We start from the raw sequence: 15,294 nt of genomic DNA on the forward strand, positions 1-15,294 counted from the left end.
TTTGCTGCGCTGTGGGAATTTTTTCGAGCGTACCAATGGAACAGAAAAACTTATGTTTCTTATTGCCAAGCATTAGAACCTCGAGTGCTTAGCGGCACAAAAAAGCGGCGCGGCCCAAGCAGTGGATGTGCTCGGGGGCGCCGCCGTGAGGCTGTGCCTAATCGGCCTGCCGATCCTGCTTTAGCCGCAGGGAAACCGAGTTGATGCAAAAGCGCTGGTCGGTGGGGGTCTCATAGCCCTCGCCTTCAAAAAGATGGCCCAAGTGCGAATCGCAGGCCGCGCAGCGGACTTCAACCCGCTTCATGCCCATGGAAGTGTCATGCAGGTACCGCACGGTTCCGTCGGCCAGCGGCGCATAGAACGACGGCCAGCCACAGTGTGAGGAGAACTTTTCCCGTGAGGTGAACAGTTCGGCCCCGCAGGCCCGGCACTCGTACACCCCTTCCTGCATGGAGTCCCAGTACTCGCCGGTGAACGGCCGTTCGGTGCCGGCCTGGCGCAACACCGCGAACTCCTCGGGTGTCAGTTCCTGCTTCCACTGCTCGTCGGTCTTGACTACGGATGGTGCAACAAATTCACTCATACTGTCCTCAACGCTCAGGAGTCGCCAATAAATCCCGACCCGGCGTACAAGTGCAGCACCGGCAGCCCCAGCTTGCGCTGTGCCTGGTGTGCCCAGTCCTGCCGGAACGTGTCCGCCACTGCGTGCGGGCGGGTGACCACCACGGCTTGGCGGGCGCCGGAGTCGGTGACCTGGTCAACCAGGGAGGCAACGGCGTCGCCCTCGGCAACTCGTCCGGTGGCCTTGGCACCGGCAGCCAGGAGTACGGCCAGCGACACCGACAGCGTCTCCTCGGCTGCAGCGCGTACCGTTTCCGTGTCCGGCTTATCCCGGAACTCGCGCAATGCGGCCGGCAGGTCCAGCATGGTCAGCTGGTCAATGACGTCCACCAGCAAATTCCGCCTCGTGTCCGCAGGCACCAGCAGCACCAGCTCAACGTCGTCCTCCGGGCTGTAGAGGTCGGTGATGTTTTCGGCATCGCCGGCACCCAGGGGTTCTTCGGTCAGAATAATGATCGCGTCGCTCATGGCACCAGCTTAGGCGGACACGGGGCGAAATCGGGCCCCGTGTCCGAAATGTTGCCCGTGAATGTTCGCCGCGGGCCGGTGCGCCGCTCGACCCGCCCGCCGGCACATGGGCAGAATGGGGACATGGCATCTTCTGTGCAGCAGTCCAACACCTGGCTCAAATGGGGCTTGCTGGGGGCCGGGGCCGCGGGCGCCGCCGCCGTCTCCGTCGTCACGGCCACCTCGGCGCTGGCCGCCTATTTTGCCCGCCGGGTGGTCACCCCGGAAAAGGCCCGGATCGACGACGTCTCCATCCTGGCCGTCATCCACCACGGCCCGGAGCTGCAGGTGGTGCTCGCCGCCACGCCTGACACCACCGTGGAAGGCCGCTACGCGATTTATTTTGACGACGGACGCGCCCATGCAGTGATCGGCGGCATCGTCGCCTATGTGCCGCGCGAAGGCAGCATCACGCGGGAGGTGCTGGCCGTGGTGGGCGGGGACCTGCGTACCGCCACGCGGGGCTTTTGGTCCGGCAGCATTTACGCGCACCCGCAGGAGCTGGGCCTGGAAAGCGAGGACGTCACCCTGGAACTGCCCGACGGCCCCGCACCGGCCTGGCTGGTCCGGGCGCCGAACGCGGTGGCCACCTGGGCCATCGTGGTCCACGGGCGGGGAGCCACCCGCAGCGAGGGCCTGCGCGCCGTCCCTGCCGCGCACCTGCTGGGCATGAATGCCCTGCTCATTTCCTACCGGAACGACGGCGATGCCCCCGCAGCAGCGGACCGCCGGTATGGGCTGGGGGTCACCGAGTGGCGGGACGTGGAGGCGGCGATTGACTACGCCGTGGCCCACGGAGCCAAGGATGTGGTGCTGTTTGGCTACTCCATGGGGGGCGCCATCAGCCTGCAAGCCGCCGACCTTGCCCGCAACCGCAGGCATATCCTGGCCATGGTCTTGGACGGGCCCGTCATTAACTGGGTCAACGTCCTGGCGCACCAGGCCCAGCTCAACCGCATTCCGGACTACGTGGGCAGGTACGGCCAACTCATGCTCAGCCACCCCCTGGGCCGTCGCATCACGGGGCTGGCGGCTCCCGTGGACCTCAAGAGCATGGACTGGGTGGCGCGCGCCGTGGAACTGCGCACACCCACCCTGGTCCTGCACAGCATCGACGACGACTTTGTGCCCTACGAGCCCACCGCGGAACTGGCCAGGCGGAATCCCGAAATGGTCACGTTTGAGCCGTTCAGCAAGGCCCGGCACACTAAGGAATGGAACGTCGATCCCGACCGCTGGGAGAACGCCGTCGAAACCTGGCTGCGCCCGCGCGTGGGGCGGTACGGCCTGCCGAGGGAGTGATTCCCCACGGTGCGCGCCACGACATGAGGGGCTGGTCCCCACGCCCTCCCAACGCTCGCAATCCACTGACGCTCCCACTGCTCGCAATCCCCAGCCGCTCCCACTGCTCGCAATCCCCAGCCGCTCCCACTGCTCGCAAGCTCGCAGCGGGGCCCTCGTGGCAGCGGGGCCCCCGCAGCGGGGCCCTCGCGTCAGTGGCCCCCCGCGTCGGGTCCCTCGGGCGCGTGGGCCCATCCGCACCGCGCCATACACGACTCCGTCGGTCTGTCCGCCGCGGCGCCCAAGAGAAACCGCAGAGGCTCCAAATACACGGCGCTCTGGCGCCGCGTACTTGGAGAAGCGGTTGAACGCACGCCGCCAGCCCCTCATGCCGCTCCGGACGCCGCGCCGCGCGTTACGCCTCGTGCCGGATGTGGGCCGTTGTTGCCTGCGTCAGTGCGATGAGGTCGGCGGGGGAAAGTTCCACGTCGAATCCGCGGCGCCCGCCGGAGACATAGATGGTTTCGAACAGGAGGGCGGACTCGTCCAGGACGGCGGGGGAGTGCCGGCGCTGGCCCAGGGGCGAGATGCCGCCCAGGACATAGCCGGTGCGCCGTTGCGCCGTGGCGGGATCGGCCATGGCAGCCTTCTTCCGGCCCAGCGCGTGGGCCAACGCCTTCAGGTCGAGGGTGCCGTTGACGGGCACCACCGCCACTGTAAGGGCGCCGTCGACGTCGGCCATCAGCGTCTTGAAGACCCGTTCCGGCGGGACACCCAGGACTTCAGCTGCCTCCCATCCAAAACTGGCGGCAGAAGGGTCGTGGGCGTAAACGTGGGCAGTAAACGGCACGCCCGCCGCGGTCAGTGCGGCCATGGCGGGTGTGCTGGCGGTCGCGGCGGACTTGTTCTTTCCCATTCGCCCATTATTGCAGCGACAAGGCACGCGCTTCCGGCCCGTTTTAGGGCTTTGGGGGTCGAGGGAAGCGGGATGGTGCCGATTTCGTGGAAACGGAGCACGGGCCAAATTGAAAAGACAGCACCTGCGGGTTGGGAGCTGCCATTTGAATTAAAAAGACAGCACCTGCGGGTCCGCGGGGCGGACACCCGCAGGTGCTGTCTTTTCAATGCCGGCGCCCCGCTAGGACGCGGGGCGGAGACCGCCGGCGATCTTGCGCTTGACGCGGCCCAGCATGGCGGACATGCCGCGCATGCGCAGCGGCGAAATCGCCCGTGTGAGGCCCAGCAATTCCGGCATGTCATCCGGCACTGCCAGGATCTCCTCCGCCGTCAGCCCGTCCAGTCCCTCGAAGAGGACGGAGGCGAAGCCGCGGGTGGTGGGCGCCTCCGGGGGTGCCTGGAAGAACAGTCGGACGACGTCCCCGTGGTCACTCTTTTCCGCCTCAACGGTCAGGAACAGCGGCGATTGGCATTCCACCACCTGTTCCAGCAGTTCGGGGTGGGACGTTAAACGTTCCGGCAGGGCCGGCAGCGAGCGGGAAAATTCCAGCAGGAGTATCAAGCGGTCACGCTCTTCAAGTTCCTGGAAATCATTGACGATCTCTGCCAGCGCCGGCGGAAGTGCTTGTGTAGTAGTCATCACCTAAAGCGTACGTTTCTTTTCTGTCAATGGTCCAGCGGGAGGGCGTGGATGGGCCCACGCGCCCGGGGGCCCCAACGATGGCTCGCACAGCGAGCCATCGTTGGGGAGGGTGTGGGGATTAGTTGGCGCCGGGCAGTTCGCCGCGCCCGGTGCCCTTGGCGATCGGCACGCGGACACTGTTGCCCCACTCGGTCCAGGAGCCGTCGTAGTTGCGGACGGTGTCGAAGCCGAGCAGGTACTTTAGCGCGAACCAGGTGTGGCTGGAGCGTTCGCCGATGCGGCAGTACGCCACGACGTCATCACCGGCCTTCAGGCCCGCCTCGCCCAAGTACAGGGCCTCGAGCTCTTCGCGGCTGCGGTAGGTTCCGTCAGTGTCGGCGGCGCGGCCCCAGGGAATGGACGCCGCGGTGGGGATGTGGCCGCCACGCAGCGTGCCTTCCTGCGGGTAGGCGGCCATGTGGGTGCGTTTGCCGGAGTACTCCTCGGGGGAGCGGACGTCGATGAGCGGCTTGCCCAGGTGCGCCAGGACGTCCTCCTTGTAGGCGCGGATCGGTGCGTCGTTGCGTTCCACGACGGGGTAGTCCGCGGCGGGCGTGACGGCGGTTGCCTCCGTGGTCAGTTCGCGACCCTCGGCAATCCACTTGTCTCGGCCGCCGTCGAGCAGGCGGACGTCCTGGTGGCCGAACAAGGTGAACACCCACAGGGCATAGGCTGCCCACCAATTGGACTTGTCGCCGTACACCACGACGGTCGTGTCGCGGGAGATGCCCTTGGCGGCGGCGAGCAGCGCAAAAGCGGCGCCGTCGATGTAGTCGCGGGTGACGTCGTCGTTCAGGTCCGTGTGCCAGTCAATCTTGACGGCGCCGGGAATGTGTCCGGTTTCATACAGCAGTACGTCCTCGTCGGATTCGACCACCACCAGGTTGCCGTCCCGCGTGGCGTCGCCGGCCAGCGCCGTGGCGAGCCACTCGGTGGAAACCAGCCGCTCGGGGTGTGCGTAGGACGCAAACTTTTCGTTCGTTTCAACTGCAACAGGCATGATGCCCCTTCCGTAGAGAGCTCGCACCAGGCGCCACCGGGAAATTCCGGGACAGTCCGTGGGGCGAGGGCGGGATTTGGCGGCCGCAGCTTTCGTGGCGGCGGCCTGTCCTCTCCTTTACAGTAACCACGGCATGGCGGGGATTACTCCCTTCGCGTTAACGTGGCGCAATATCCAAGTGGGTATTCTTGAAGGGGCCCGCAGCGGGGCACCGATGCAAGCACACAATTCCTGCAATGAACGGAAAAGATCCTTGGTACACGTTGAGCAACTTTCCACCCGACGCCCGGCAGTGTCGGTGGAGGACCTGCTAAAGGGATTTGTCCCGTCGCCGCGTTTTGGTGAGGTCTCCTTCGGCAGCTACCGCCCGGATCCGTCGCAGCCGTCGCAGGCCGAAGCCGTGCGGGAGCTTGAAGACTTTGGCTCACACGTGGCCGCCACGCCCGCATCCGGCCTGCGCCGGCTCTTTGGCGGCAAGGCCAAGAAGACCGACTCCCGCGCCGGCATCTACCTTGACGGCGGCTTCGGCGTGGGCAAGACCCACCTGCTGTCGTCCCTGTGGCACCAGGTGGAGGGCCCCAAGGCCATCGGAACGTTTGTTGAATACACGAACCTGGTGGGGGCGCTTTCCTTCCGCAAGACGGTTGAGGCGCTCAGCAGTTACAAGCTGGTCTGCATCGACGAATTTGAGCTGGACGATCCGGGCGACACCGTCCTGATGTCCCGTCTCATGCGTGAACTGGCCGACGCCGGAGTGAAGCTGGCGGCCACGTCCAACACCCTGCCGGGTGCCCTGGGTGACGGCCGTTTCGCTGCGGTTGACTTCCAGCGTGAGATCCAGGTGCTGGCGGACCAGTTCGAAATCCTGCACATTGACGGTGAGGACTTCCGCCACCGTGGACTGCCCACGCCGCCCCAGCCGGTGCTCAACAGTGACCTGGACGCCACCATGCGCCGGGAGTTTGCCGGCAAAACCGTGGCCGTGGACGATTTTGGCACCCTGGTGGACCATCTGGCCGGGGTGCATCCCTCCCGGTACCGGCAGCTGCTGGACGGGATTGACGCCGTCGTCTGGAGAAATGTGCACACCATCACCGAACAGTCGGTGGCCCTGCGCTTTGTGGTGCTGGCGGACCGCCTGTATGACAGGGACGTGCCGATCCTCGGCAGCGGCGCCCCGCTGGATACCCTGTTCACCCCCGAAATGATGGCCGGCGGCTATCAAAAAAAGTACTTCCGTGCGGTCTCCCGCCTGACGGCGCTGGCCCGCGAAGCCCAGGAGGCTCCGGCTGCGGACATTGCCCCGGTACCGCAGCCGGCGGGCCGGGACGCTTAAAAGCAAAAGGCGCCGGTGCCGCCTCACGGCGGGACCGGCGCCTCCTTTGACGCTAATTCATGGGCGAAGGGGCGGGATTAATTCGCGGCCTGGCCGTGGCCATCCACGTAGTCCGAAGCGGACTGCTGGACGCCGTCGACCTTATCCTTGAACTTGCCACCGGTCTTGTCGTCGACAAAGTCGCCAGCCTTCTCGATGCCGTCCTTGATCTGGTCTTGGTGTCCGCCGATCAGTCCCTCAGCCTTGCCCTTGATATCGTCAAAAATAGACAATAGGCACCTCCCTTCACTCGTGGGGCCATTGGCGCCCCAACTTCTAAAGAGCCTAGTGGCCGCCCGCGAGATGTCAACGGTTTTACGCTGGTGGCTTCAGTGCTGCGGCACCGCCTCTGCTGGCGGCCGCGCGTCCCAGCCGCGAAGGCCCCCACATGTGCCGACCGATATCGTAGCTCAGCGACGGCACCAGCATCGAGCGGACCACCACGGTGTCCAGCAGCACGCCGAATGCGACAATGAACGCCAGCTGGGCCAGGAACAGGAGCGGGATCACCCCGAGGGCCGCGAAAGTCGCCGCCAAAACCACGCCGGCTGAGGTGATCACACTGCCCGTTTTGCCCAGCCCGCGCAGCACTCCCGCACGCGTGCCCATGACCAGCGACTCCTCGCGCACCCGGGTCATGAGGAAGATGTTGTAGTCCACGCCCAGCGCCACCAGGAAAACGAAGCCAAAAAGTGGGACGGTGGCATCGGCGCCGGGGAATTTGAACACGTGGTTGCACACCATTGCGGAGATGCCCAAGGCGGCGGCATAGGAAAGCACCACCGAGCCGATCAGCACCAGCGGAGCCACCACGGAGCGCAGCAGCAGCATGGGCACCAGCAGGATCACGGCCAGCACCAGCGGCGCAATCTTTACCAGGTCGCTTTGGGCCGTGACGTTGGTGTCGAGGGCGATGGCCGTCACCCCACCCACGAGCACGCCGGGATCCGTAGCGGGCAGGTCCTCCCGCAGCCTTTTTATCACCTGTTCCGCCGCGGCCGAGTCGGCCTGGTCTTTCAACGTTGCATTGATCATGACGCGCCCGTCCTTCACCACTGCCATGGAATTGGCGCCCGGGCGCGAATCTCCTGAGTAGATGCCCGCCGCGGCAATGCCATCCTGACTTTCGACGGCGGAGACCACCTGCACCCGCCTGCCCGCATCCGCGATGATCACCACGGGGCTGCCGCTGCCGGCGTCGAAGTGAAGGGCCAAGGCCTTTTGGCCGTCGACGGCGTTGCTTTGGGCCAGGATGACCTCATTCTGGGAGACGCCGTTCGCCTGCAGTTGCAGGACCCCTGTGCCGGCGGCCAGCAGCAGCACCAGGGTCACCACCCAGGTGGCCCGGGGCCGCCGGGCGATGACCAGGCCAACCCGGCGCCACAGCCCGGTGACCCCAAAAAGCCCCCTTTCGACGTCGTCCAGGGCGGCGGCGTCCGGTGCGGGAGCAGCCGTCAGGGCATGCTTGTGGGCATGCTCCACCTTGGGCCCGAACGGCCAGAAGGCGACGCGGCCAAAGACGGCCAGCAGCGCAGGGAGGCAGGTCAAGGCCGCCAGCAGCGAGAAGAAGATGCCGATCGCGGCAATCGGGCCCAGGCTGCGGTTGGAGTTCAAGTCCGAGAACAACAGGCACAGCAGGGCCAGGATGACAATTGTTCCGGACGCTGCGATCGGCTCCCACGCGCCACGCAGGGCGCGGCCGAGTGCCGCCCACCTGGAGTCGACCTGGTGCAGGGCCTCACGGAAGCGGGCCACCAGCAGCAGCGAATAGTCGGTGGCGGCCCCAATGACCAGGATGCCCTGGCTTTGCCCGCTGAGCTTGATCCAGTCCCAGCTGGCCAGGTAGTAGACCACCAGAATGGACGCGCAGAGAGCAACGACCGAGGTGAACAACACGAGCACCGGCAGCACCACGGACCGGTAAACCACCAGCAGGATGAGGAAGACGGCCAGCAGCGCCACGAGCAGCAACACGCCGTCGATGCCGGAGAAGGCATTTACCAGATCTGCGGTCAGGCCTGCCGGGCCGGTGACGTAGCCGGCCAGCCCGGCAGGCGCATGGGCGGCAAGGACATCCCGAAGCCCGCCCACCACGGCATTCAGCTCGCCCGTGTCGGCCACCGGAACAAGGAATTCCACGGCACGCCCGTCCTTCGAAGGAATGGGGCCGGCGACGGCGCTCGTTTCCGGCGGTACCGGCTTCGCCACGCCGGGGACCGCGGACAGCCATTCCGAAAGGGCCGCGATCCCGCCGAGCTGCTGCTCCGTCAGGGGCTGTTCGGCGGTCAGCAACACCACGGCCGGGATGGTGGTGGCATCCACAAAGCGCAGCTGCCAATCCCGCACCGCGGTGGATTCGGCGCTGGCAGGCAGGAAGCTGGCCTGGTCGTTGCTGGAGACGTCGGAGATCTTACCGAAGGTGGGGCCGCCGGCGCCGGCGAGCAACAGCCAGAGGACGATGAGCACGGCGGGCACTGCACGGCCTGCACCGCACCGACCTGAACGCCTTGGGACTCCTTGTCCGTCCGGATGCTGCCGGCCATGCCATGACGCCTGGAAAGCTGGGGGAGGCGTTGAACCTGAGCTCCCCGGCCACCACGGCCCTGGTGGACCGGCTGGAGCGTTCGGGGCATGTCAACCGCGAACGCAGCCAAACCGACCGCCGGCAGGTGGAACTTGCCATGACCGGGCAAGCCCGTTCGGTGGGGCGGGCCCTGTTCGGACCGCTGGCCGTTCATTTGGGTGCCGCGCTCGAGGGGTACACCGATGTGGAGCTTGAGCTGGTTACCCGGTTCCTGGAGGACATGACGGCGGCCACGGCGGCTGCCCGGGATGCGGCGGGAGTGCGGCATTCCGGCCCGAAGCCGGACACGGAGAAAGCCCAGGGGGATGTGAACCTTTAGTGAGAAGGGATTCGGCGTCAGTTTGTGGATAGGGAGTTAAGAACAAAAAGACACCCCGTGAAGGATGCCAATTTGCAAGGTGGGCGATACTGGGATCGAACCAGCGACCTCTTCCGTGTCAGGGAAGCGCGCTACCGCTGCGCCAATCGCCCAAGCTGTGAAACTATACAAAACTACCGGAACCCTTAAGGATTCCGGCAGTTTCATACTTTAAATCCGAGTGGTCGACGAGATTCGAACTCGCGACATCCACCTTGGCAAGGTGGTGCTCTACCAGCTGAGCTACGACCACATTCTACTGCTGTTTCCCACTATTTGTTTTTCCTGCGTTGAACGAACCGTGAAGTTCATTCGTGGGCGATACTGGGATCGAACCAGTGACCTCTTCCGTGTCAGGGAAGCGCGCTACCGCTGCGCCAATCGCCCAAAGGCATCTCGCTACAATCTACAGCAAAATACTTCTGGTTCAGCCAAAATGGAGGTGGGAACGGGATTCGAACCCGTGTACACGGCTTTGCAGGCCGTTGCCTCGCCTCTCGGCCACCCCACCGTGAGTGTTGAACGGTGTCCTGCGAGCGGTTGACGAGATTCGAACTCGCGACATCCACCTTGGCAAGGTGGTGCTCTACCAGCTGAGCTACAACCGCATAAGCATCATTTTCCCAGCCGGTGCGTTTCCGCTTCGGTAGTCCGTGTTGCTGCGGTGAAAACAATACCCGAGCCTTTTCCCAAACGCCAAATCGGGGCGGAGTCCCGGGGTCGCTCCGTGCTGGCGGCGGGCCTGGATCGCCGCATTGGCGCGGAAGTTTCGCCGGCGGAATGAATTACAGACATGTCATTCCGATGGGGTTCCGGGGCTTTTTGGCATTCGTTGGAGGGCTTTTGGCCCATCGGGCGGCTGTGGTGCTGGTCACGGATGTGGTGGAACCGCCGGACGCCAGCCACAGCAGCGGCGCTGCCGGGTCGATTATGAACGCGTGGAAGTTTGGGCTATTCTTTTGAACGCACCAAGGAAAGCGTCTGGGTCGGGTTCAACGATTCGGCTTATGCCTTTGGGCGATTGGCGCAGTGGTAGCGCGTTCCGTTCACACCGGAGAGGTCACTGGTTCGAACCCAGTATCGCCCACCCATAAAAAGCCCCGTCAGCCGTTTTGTTTCGGCACGGGGCTTTTTGCTGCCCGGCCGCCCCTGTTATCCACAGTTGGGTGCCCGCGGCCTGCACGGTGTCGGGGGAAGTGAAATAGTGGAGCCATGACTGCACCGGCATTGGCACACAGCACTGAACTTGGACGCATGTACGCCCGCTCCCTCACGGATCCGCCCAAGGTCCCCTCCATCACCACGGTGATCGGCCAGCAGTCAGCAAGCCTGGACGGCTGGATTGGCTACATGGCAGCAAGCGCTGTGGCCAAGCACCCGGATCTGGGGGCCGCCGTCGGCAATCCGGGCCAACTGCGCACCGTGGTGCGGGACAGCTCCAATGCGGCCGAACAATACCGTGACGCCGCCGCGATGCGCGGGGACCGTGTCCACCACTACTGCGAGCAGGTGGCCCTGCGGGCGCTGGGCCGGCCCCACCAAATGCCCGAAGCCCGGGCCGCGCTGGCTGAAAGGGGCGAGGAAAACTTTGCCGTCCGCTTCGACGCCTGGTGGGACGACTACAAGGTCCAGCCGCTGGCCCCGGAGATCACGGTGTGGAATGAAACCCTTGGCTACGCCGGCACCCTGGACCTGGTGGCCACCATCGGGGGCAAGCTGTGCATCATCGACTACAAGACCAAAGGCACCGACCGCAACGGCCAGGTCAAGGGCCTGGACGCCAAGGTGGTCATGCAGCTGGTGGCGGGAATGAAAGCCGAGGAATCCGTCGTCGACGAATCCGCCGGCAGCTGGGAGGCGTGGAAATACGGCCAGGACCCCGTCCTCCTGGGCGTGGCCATTGGCGAAACGGAGGTCCGCACGCTGCGTGCCAACCCGGCAGTGCTCAAGGCGCACTGGTACAAGTTCGCGTCCCTGCGCCGCGTGTGGCAAACCTCCCTGGAGGCAGCCGAAGCCGGGGCGCCGCTGCTGCCCATTGCGCCGCCTGCCGGCTGACGAACGCCAACTAGACTGGATGCCGGAGCTGTCCAGCAGCCGGCAACGGCACGCACCAAACCAAAGTGAGGTCCCCACCCATGGCCATCTTGAGCATTCGCATCATCGGCGACCCCGTCCTGCGGACCAAAGCCTCGGAAGTGAAGGAGTTTGGCCCTGAGTTGGCCAGGCTGATCGACGACATGGCCGCGACCATGGCCGACGTCCGCGGCGCAGGACTGGCAGCACCACAGATCGGCGTCAACAAGCGCATCTTCACCTACGCGGTGGACGGCCATGAAGGACACGTCATCAACCCCGTGATCGCCGCCAGCGACGACTTCGCGCCCGACGAACCGGAAGGCTGCCTGTCCGTTCCCGGCCTCGGCTTCAGCGTCCGCCGCCACCGCTGGGTGCGGATCACCGGCGTCGACAAGAACGGCGAACCCCTGGACATGGAGGCCTCCGGCATGCTGGCGAAATGCTTCCAGCATGAAACCGACCACCTGGACGGGAAGCTGTACGTGGACCGTCTCGAAGGCGAGGACCGCAAAACCGCGCTCCGCGCGATCCGCACGGCCAACTACCACAACGTCACGGCACAAACCCTCTCCAAGCGTGCCCGCACTGTCGGCTCCGCGTTCGGCGCAGGCGCGGCCGGATGAGGGTCCTTTTTGCCGGCACTCCCGCCGTCGCCCTGCCTTCCCTTGAGGCGCTCCTGGCCGCCGGGCATGAGATCGTCGCCGTCCTGACCCGTCCGGACGCCCCGCTTGGACGCAAAAGGGTCCACACGCCGTCGCCGGTGGCAGCGCGCGCCGCTGACCTGGGCCTGCCCGTCATTAAGGCGGACAAGGTTGACACTGCGGCCCAGGAAGCCATTGCGGCCGCGCGCCCGCAGGTGGCTGCGATAGTGGCCTACGGCGCCATTGTGCCGGAGCCGGCACTGTCCATTCCGGAACACGGCTGGATCAACCTGCACTTTTCACTCCTGCCGGCGTGGCGCGGCGCGGCCCCCGTGCAGCACGCGGTCATTCACGGCGACGGGGTCACCGGCGCGTCCACGTTCCTGCTGGAAAAGGGCCTGGACACCGGACCTGTGTACGGCACCATGACGGAGCCCATCCGCCCCGCCGACACCAGCGGGGAACTGCTGGAACGGCTGTCGCACAGCGGCGCCGTACTCCTTGTCCAGACCATTGATGGGCTGGCCGCCGGGCGGCTGGCCGGCGTGCCGCAGCAGGGCGAGGTTTCCCTTGCCCCGAAGCTGACGCTGGAGGACGGCCACGTGAACTGGCAGGATCCAGCGTTGGCCATCGACCGCAGGGTCCGTGGCGTCACCGCCGAGCCGGGCGCATGGACGCAGCTGTTTGGCCAACGCTTCAAACTCGGACCCGTCACGCTGCGCCCCGACGTCAACGCGCTGGCCCCCGCACAGCTGCGCGTGGAGCCGAAGGCCGTGCTGGTGGGCACCGGCTCCCACGCCGTGGAACTGGCCATCGTGCAGCCGGCCGGCAAAAAACTGATGAAGGCAACAGACTGGGCCCGCGGCCTGGCCAACAAGGAAGACGTGGTGTTTGAATGACCAGCGAGCAAGGCGGGTCTGCAGGCCGGTCCAACCAGGGCGCCGGCCGGTCCAACCAGGGCGGCCAGGGGAACCCGGCGAACCAAGGCGGCGTCCGGCGTCGTGACGACGCGGGGCGTGAGCGCAACCGCGGCACCACGCGCAACCGCACGGTGTCGGCCCCCGGGGAGCGCACCCGCGCCGCCGACCCCGCACGGCTGGTGGCCTTTGAAGTGCTCCGGGCTGTGTCCAGTGACGACGCCTATGCGAACCTGGTGCTGCCGGCCCGCATCCGGAACCACCACCTGGACCGCAGGGACGCCGGCTTTGCCACCGAGCTTGCCTACGGTGCACTGCGGGCCCAGGGCACCTATGACGCCATCCTGTCCCGCTGCGTCGACCGCCCCATCACCGAGCTGGACCCCGCCATCCTCGACGCCCTGCGCATTGGGGTCCACCAGCTGGTGGCCATGCGGGTCCCGGCACACGCCGCCCTGGACCAAACGGTGGGACTGGCCCGCGCCGTCATCGGTGCCGGCCCGTCCGCGCTGATCAATGCCGTGCTGCGCAAGGTGGCCGCCAGGGACCTGCCCGAGTGGCTCACGGAATTGACTGCCGGACTCACTGACGAGGTAAAGATTGCCTCAATCACCTACTCCCACCCCGAATGGATTGTCCGCTCACTGCGCCAGGCACTCGTCGCCCACGGCCGCGACGTCGCCGAAATCACCGCATTGCTGGAGGCGGACAACGCGGCCCCGGTGGTGAACCTCGTGGCACTGCCTGGAATCGGCAGCCTGGAAGAGGCCTTCGACGCCGGATTCACGCCCGGTCCGCTGGTCATCGACTCGGCGCTGTCCTCCGGCGGCGACCTGGGCCGGCTCTCCACCGTCCGCGAGGGCACGGTCAGGGTCCAGGACGTCGGCTCCCAGCTCGTGGCCCGGGCCCTGGCCGGCACCGAACTAAAGTCCGGGCGCGATGGTGTCGAGGAACGCTGGCTGGACATGTGTGCCGGGCCCGGCGGCAAGGCCGCCCTGCTGGCGGCCCTCGCCGCTGAAAAGGGTGCCTGGATCCTGGCCAACGAGCCGACGCCGCACCGTGCCAAACTGGTGGCCCAGGCCCTGGCCGCCGTCCCGGAGGACACCTGGACGGTGCGCACGGGCGACGGCCGCGACATTGGCCGGGACCACCCGGCGTCGTTCGACAGGATCCTGGTGGACGCCCCCTGCACAGGACTTGGCGCCCTGCGCCGCCGGCCCGAATCCCGCTGGCGCCGCCAGCTCTCCGACGTCGTCGAACTGGGGCCGCTGCAGCGCGAACTGCTCAACTCCGCCCTGGACGCCGTCAAGCCCGGGGGAGTGGTGGCGTATGTGACCTGTTCCCCGCACGTGGCGGAAACCATCGCCGTGGTGGACGACGCCCTGCGCAGGCGCGATGACCTGGAACTGCTCGACGCCGGTGCAGCCCTGGATGCCGCCAGCCTCACCGGGGACCTCGGCGCCGGGAACAAGAACTCGCCCGTGGACACGAACCGGATGACGGCCCAGCTGTGGCCCCACCTCCACCAGACCGACGCCATGTTCCTTGCCCTTATCCGCAAGCTCTGAAGTTACCGAAAGGCAGGCACCATGCCCAGCTCACCACTGAAGTGCTGCATCAACCCCAGCATCCTCTCCGCCGACTTCGTCAACCTCGAGGCGGAACTGGCCCGCATCGGCAACGCCGACGCCGTGCACGTCGATGTCATGGACAACCACTTTGTGCCAAACCTCACCCTCGGCCTGCCGGTGGTGGAACGGCTGCAAAAGGTCAGTCCCGTGCCGCTGGACGCGCACCTGATGATTGCCAATGTTGACCGCTGGGCACCGCAGTTTGCCGACGCCGGTCTGGCCTCGGTCACTTTCCACGTCGAGGCGTCCGACGCCCCCATCAAGCTCGCCCGCGAACTGCGCGCCCGGGGCGCCAAGGCCGGCATGGCACTGCGCCCGGCCACCCCGGTGGAACCGTACCTTGACATGCTGGGCGAGCTGGACATGTTGCTGATCATGACCGTTGAGCCCGGCTTTGGCGGGCAGGCCTTCCTGGACGTCGTGCTGCCCAAGATCCGCCGGGCCCGCGCTGCCATCGACGGTTCCGGCGTGGACGTGGCCATCCAGGTGGACGGCGGCATCACCGAAGAAACCATCACCCGCGCCGCAGCGGCCGGGGCCAACGTCTTTGTGGCCGGCTCGGCCGTGTACGGCAGGCCGTCGCCGGCGGACGCCATCGAGTCGCTGCGCGCGAAGGGACAGCTGGCGTTCGGCTGAGTCCGCCGGGAATGCAATCGGGCCCGCC

Annotated in this window: 15 protein-coding genes and 6 tRNA genes; 9 read left to right on the plus strand and 12 right to left on the minus strand. The window is 66.3% G+C overall.

Features of this window, described 5'->3' with window-relative positions; all coding sequences use genetic code 11:
• Positions 1-157 precede the first annotated feature (157 nt).
• Positions 158-583 (minus strand): peptide-methionine (R)-S-oxide reductase MsrB, encoded by a 426-nt coding sequence (gene msrB, locus CVV68_RS09150; protein WP_110500702.1) that lies wholly within the window; start codon positions 581-583, stop codon positions 158-160.
• Positions 584-597: 14 nt separating this feature from the next.
• Positions 598-1,089, minus strand: a complete 492-nt coding sequence (locus CVV68_RS09155) for a hypothetical protein (RefSeq protein WP_110500703.1) — start codon at positions 1,087-1,089, stop codon at positions 598-600.
• 123 nt (positions 1,090-1,212) lie between these two features.
• Between CVV68_RS09155 and CVV68_RS09160 the strand changes: the two genes are divergently transcribed.
• Positions 1,213-2,430: an alpha/beta hydrolase family protein gene (locus tag CVV68_RS09160; protein ID WP_110500704.1), complete on the plus strand. Its 1,218-nt coding sequence runs from the start codon at positions 1,213-1,215 to the stop codon at positions 2,428-2,430.
• 394 nt (positions 2,431-2,824) lie between these two features.
• Here CVV68_RS09160 and ybaK read toward each other — a convergent pair whose 3' ends face one another.
• From ybaK to CVV68_RS09175, 3 genes are all read right to left on the minus strand, one after another.
• Complete coding sequence (ybaK, locus tag CVV68_RS09165) at positions 2,825-3,325, minus strand: Cys-tRNA(Pro) deacylase (RefSeq protein WP_110500705.1); 501 nt, start codon at positions 3,323-3,325, stop codon at positions 2,825-2,827.
• 222 nt (positions 3,326-3,547) lie between these two features.
• Positions 3,548-4,006: a SufE family protein gene (locus CVV68_RS09170; RefSeq protein ID WP_110500706.1), complete on the minus strand. Its 459-nt coding sequence runs from the start codon at positions 4,004-4,006 to the stop codon at positions 3,548-3,550.
• A gap of 121 nt (positions 4,007-4,127) precedes the next feature.
• Complete coding sequence (locus CVV68_RS09175) at positions 4,128-5,048, minus strand: sulfurtransferase (RefSeq protein WP_110500707.1); 921 nt, start codon at positions 5,046-5,048, stop codon at positions 4,128-4,130.
• 253 nt (positions 5,049-5,301) lie between these two features.
• On the opposite strand from CVV68_RS09175, the gene zapE reads away from it, so the two are divergent.
• A complete protein-coding gene (gene zapE, locus CVV68_RS09180) occupies positions 5,302-6,384 on the plus strand; it encodes a cell division protein ZapE (RefSeq protein ID WP_110500708.1) in 1,083 nt (360 codons plus the stop codon).
• A gap of 77 nt (positions 6,385-6,461) precedes the next feature.
• On the opposite strand, the gene CVV68_RS09185 is transcribed toward zapE, so the two are convergent.
• Positions 6,462-6,656 carry an antitoxin gene (locus tag CVV68_RS09185; protein ID WP_110500709.1) on the minus strand — a complete coding sequence of 65 codons (195 nt, stop codon included), beginning with the start codon at positions 6,654-6,656 and terminating at the stop codon, positions 6,462-6,464.
• A gap of 82 nt (positions 6,657-6,738) precedes the next feature.
• On the minus strand, positions 6,739-8,898 hold the full coding sequence (locus CVV68_RS09190; protein WP_110500710.1) for an MMPL family transporter: 2,160 nt from the start codon (positions 8,896-8,898) through the stop codon (positions 6,739-6,741).
• 32 nt (positions 8,899-8,930) lie between these two features.
• On the opposite strand from CVV68_RS09190, the gene CVV68_RS09195 reads away from it, so the two are divergent.
• Positions 8,931-9,326 carry a MarR family winged helix-turn-helix transcriptional regulator gene (locus CVV68_RS09195; RefSeq protein WP_245933437.1) on the plus strand — a complete coding sequence of 132 codons (396 nt, stop codon included), beginning with the start codon at positions 8,931-8,933 and terminating at the stop codon, positions 9,324-9,326.
• Between the two features lie 80 nt (positions 9,327-9,406).
• On the opposite strand, the gene CVV68_RS09200 is transcribed toward CVV68_RS09195, so the two are convergent.
• The 5 genes from CVV68_RS09200 to CVV68_RS09220 all read right to left on the minus strand — a co-directional run bounded on the left by CVV68_RS09200 (position 9,407) and on the right by CVV68_RS09220 (position 9,973).
• Positions 9,407-9,478: transfer RNA gene (locus tag CVV68_RS09200), tRNA-Val, on the minus strand.
• A 67-nt stretch (positions 9,479-9,545) separates the two neighbouring features.
• A tRNA-Gly gene (locus CVV68_RS09205) sits at positions 9,546-9,618 on the minus strand.
• 62 nt (positions 9,619-9,680) lie between these two features.
• Positions 9,681-9,752, minus strand: a tRNA-Val gene (locus tag CVV68_RS09210).
• 50 nt (positions 9,753-9,802) lie between these two features.
• A tRNA-Cys gene (locus CVV68_RS09215) sits at positions 9,803-9,876 on the minus strand.
• A gap of 24 nt (positions 9,877-9,900) precedes the next feature.
• Positions 9,901-9,973: transfer RNA gene (locus tag CVV68_RS09220), tRNA-Gly, on the minus strand.
• Between the two features lie 407 nt (positions 9,974-10,380).
• On the opposite strand from CVV68_RS09220, the gene CVV68_RS09225 reads away from it, so the two are divergent.
• The 6 genes from CVV68_RS09225 to rpe all read left to right on the plus strand — a co-directional run bounded on the left by CVV68_RS09225 (position 10,381) and on the right by rpe (position 15,266).
• Positions 10,381-10,452, plus strand: a tRNA-Val gene (locus CVV68_RS09225).
• A gap of 125 nt (positions 10,453-10,577) precedes the next feature.
• Positions 10,578-11,420, plus strand: coding sequence for a cytochrome (locus CVV68_RS09230; RefSeq protein WP_110500714.1), 843 nt, complete (start codon positions 10,578-10,580; stop codon positions 11,418-11,420).
• A gap of 80 nt (positions 11,421-11,500) precedes the next feature.
• The gene (def, locus tag CVV68_RS09235; RefSeq protein WP_110500716.1) at positions 11,501-12,064 is read left to right on the plus strand and encodes a peptide deformylase; all 564 of its coding nucleotides are present in this window, start codon (positions 11,501-11,503) and stop codon (positions 12,062-12,064) included.
• Complete coding sequence (locus CVV68_RS09240; RefSeq protein ID WP_110500717.1) at positions 12,061-12,981, plus strand: methionyl-tRNA formyltransferase; 921 nt, start codon at positions 12,061-12,063, stop codon at positions 12,979-12,981. Before def ends, CVV68_RS09240 begins: the two co-directional genes overlap by 4 nt.
• Positions 12,978-14,567 (plus strand): RsmB/NOP family class I SAM-dependent RNA methyltransferase, encoded by a 1,590-nt coding sequence (locus CVV68_RS09245; RefSeq protein WP_110500719.1) that lies wholly within the window; start codon positions 12,978-12,980, stop codon positions 14,565-14,567. Before CVV68_RS09240 ends, CVV68_RS09245 begins: the two co-directional genes overlap by 4 nt.
• A gap of 21 nt (positions 14,568-14,588) precedes the next feature.
• Positions 14,589-15,266 carry a ribulose-phosphate 3-epimerase gene (gene rpe / locus CVV68_RS09250; RefSeq protein ID WP_110500721.1) on the plus strand — a complete coding sequence of 226 codons (678 nt, stop codon included), beginning with the start codon at positions 14,589-14,591 and terminating at the stop codon, positions 15,264-15,266.
• The last annotated feature ends 28 nt before the right edge of the window (positions 15,267-15,294 follow it).

Source organism: Arthrobacter livingstonensis (assembly GCF_003219815.1).
GTDB classification, from domain to species: Bacteria; Actinomycetota; Actinomycetes; order Actinomycetales; family Micrococcaceae; genus Specibacter; species Specibacter livingstonensis.

Bases quoted from the DNA above. Each gene is read 5' to 3' on its own strand.
- msrB (WP_110500702.1), bottom strand. From the start codon at position 583: ATGAGTGAATTTGTTGCACCATCCGTAGTCAAGACCGACGAGCAGTGG.
- CVV68_RS09155 (WP_110500703.1), bottom strand. From the start codon at position 1,089: ATGAGCGACGCGATCATTATTCTGACCGAAGAACCCCTGGGTGCCGGC.
- CVV68_RS09160 (WP_110500704.1), top strand. From the start codon at position 1,213: ATGGCATCTTCTGTGCAGCAGTCCAACACCTGGCTCAAATGGGGCTTG.
- ybaK (WP_110500705.1), bottom strand. From the start codon at position 3,325: ATGGGAAAGAACAAGTCCGCCGCGACCGCCAGCACACCCGCCATGGCC.
- CVV68_RS09170 (WP_110500706.1), bottom strand. From the start codon at position 4,006: ATGACTACTACACAAGCACTTCCGCCGGCGCTGGCAGAGATCGTCAAT.
- CVV68_RS09175 (WP_110500707.1), bottom strand. From the start codon at position 5,048: ATGCCTGTTGCAGTTGAAACGAACGAAAAGTTTGCGTCCTACGCACAC.
- CVV68_RS09230 (WP_110500714.1), top strand. From the start codon at position 10,578: ATGACTGCACCGGCATTGGCACACAGCACTGAACTTGGACGCATGTAC.
- def (WP_110500716.1), top strand. From the start codon at position 11,501: ATGGCCATCTTGAGCATTCGCATCATCGGCGACCCCGTCCTGCGGACC.
- CVV68_RS09240 (WP_110500717.1), top strand. From the start codon at position 12,061: ATGAGGGTCCTTTTTGCCGGCACTCCCGCCGTCGCCCTGCCTTCCCTT.
- CVV68_RS09245 (WP_110500719.1), top strand. From the start codon at position 12,978: ATGACCAGCGAGCAAGGCGGGTCTGCAGGCCGGTCCAACCAGGGCGCC.
- rpe (WP_110500721.1), top strand. From the start codon at position 14,589: ATGCCCAGCTCACCACTGAAGTGCTGCATCAACCCCAGCATCCTCTCC.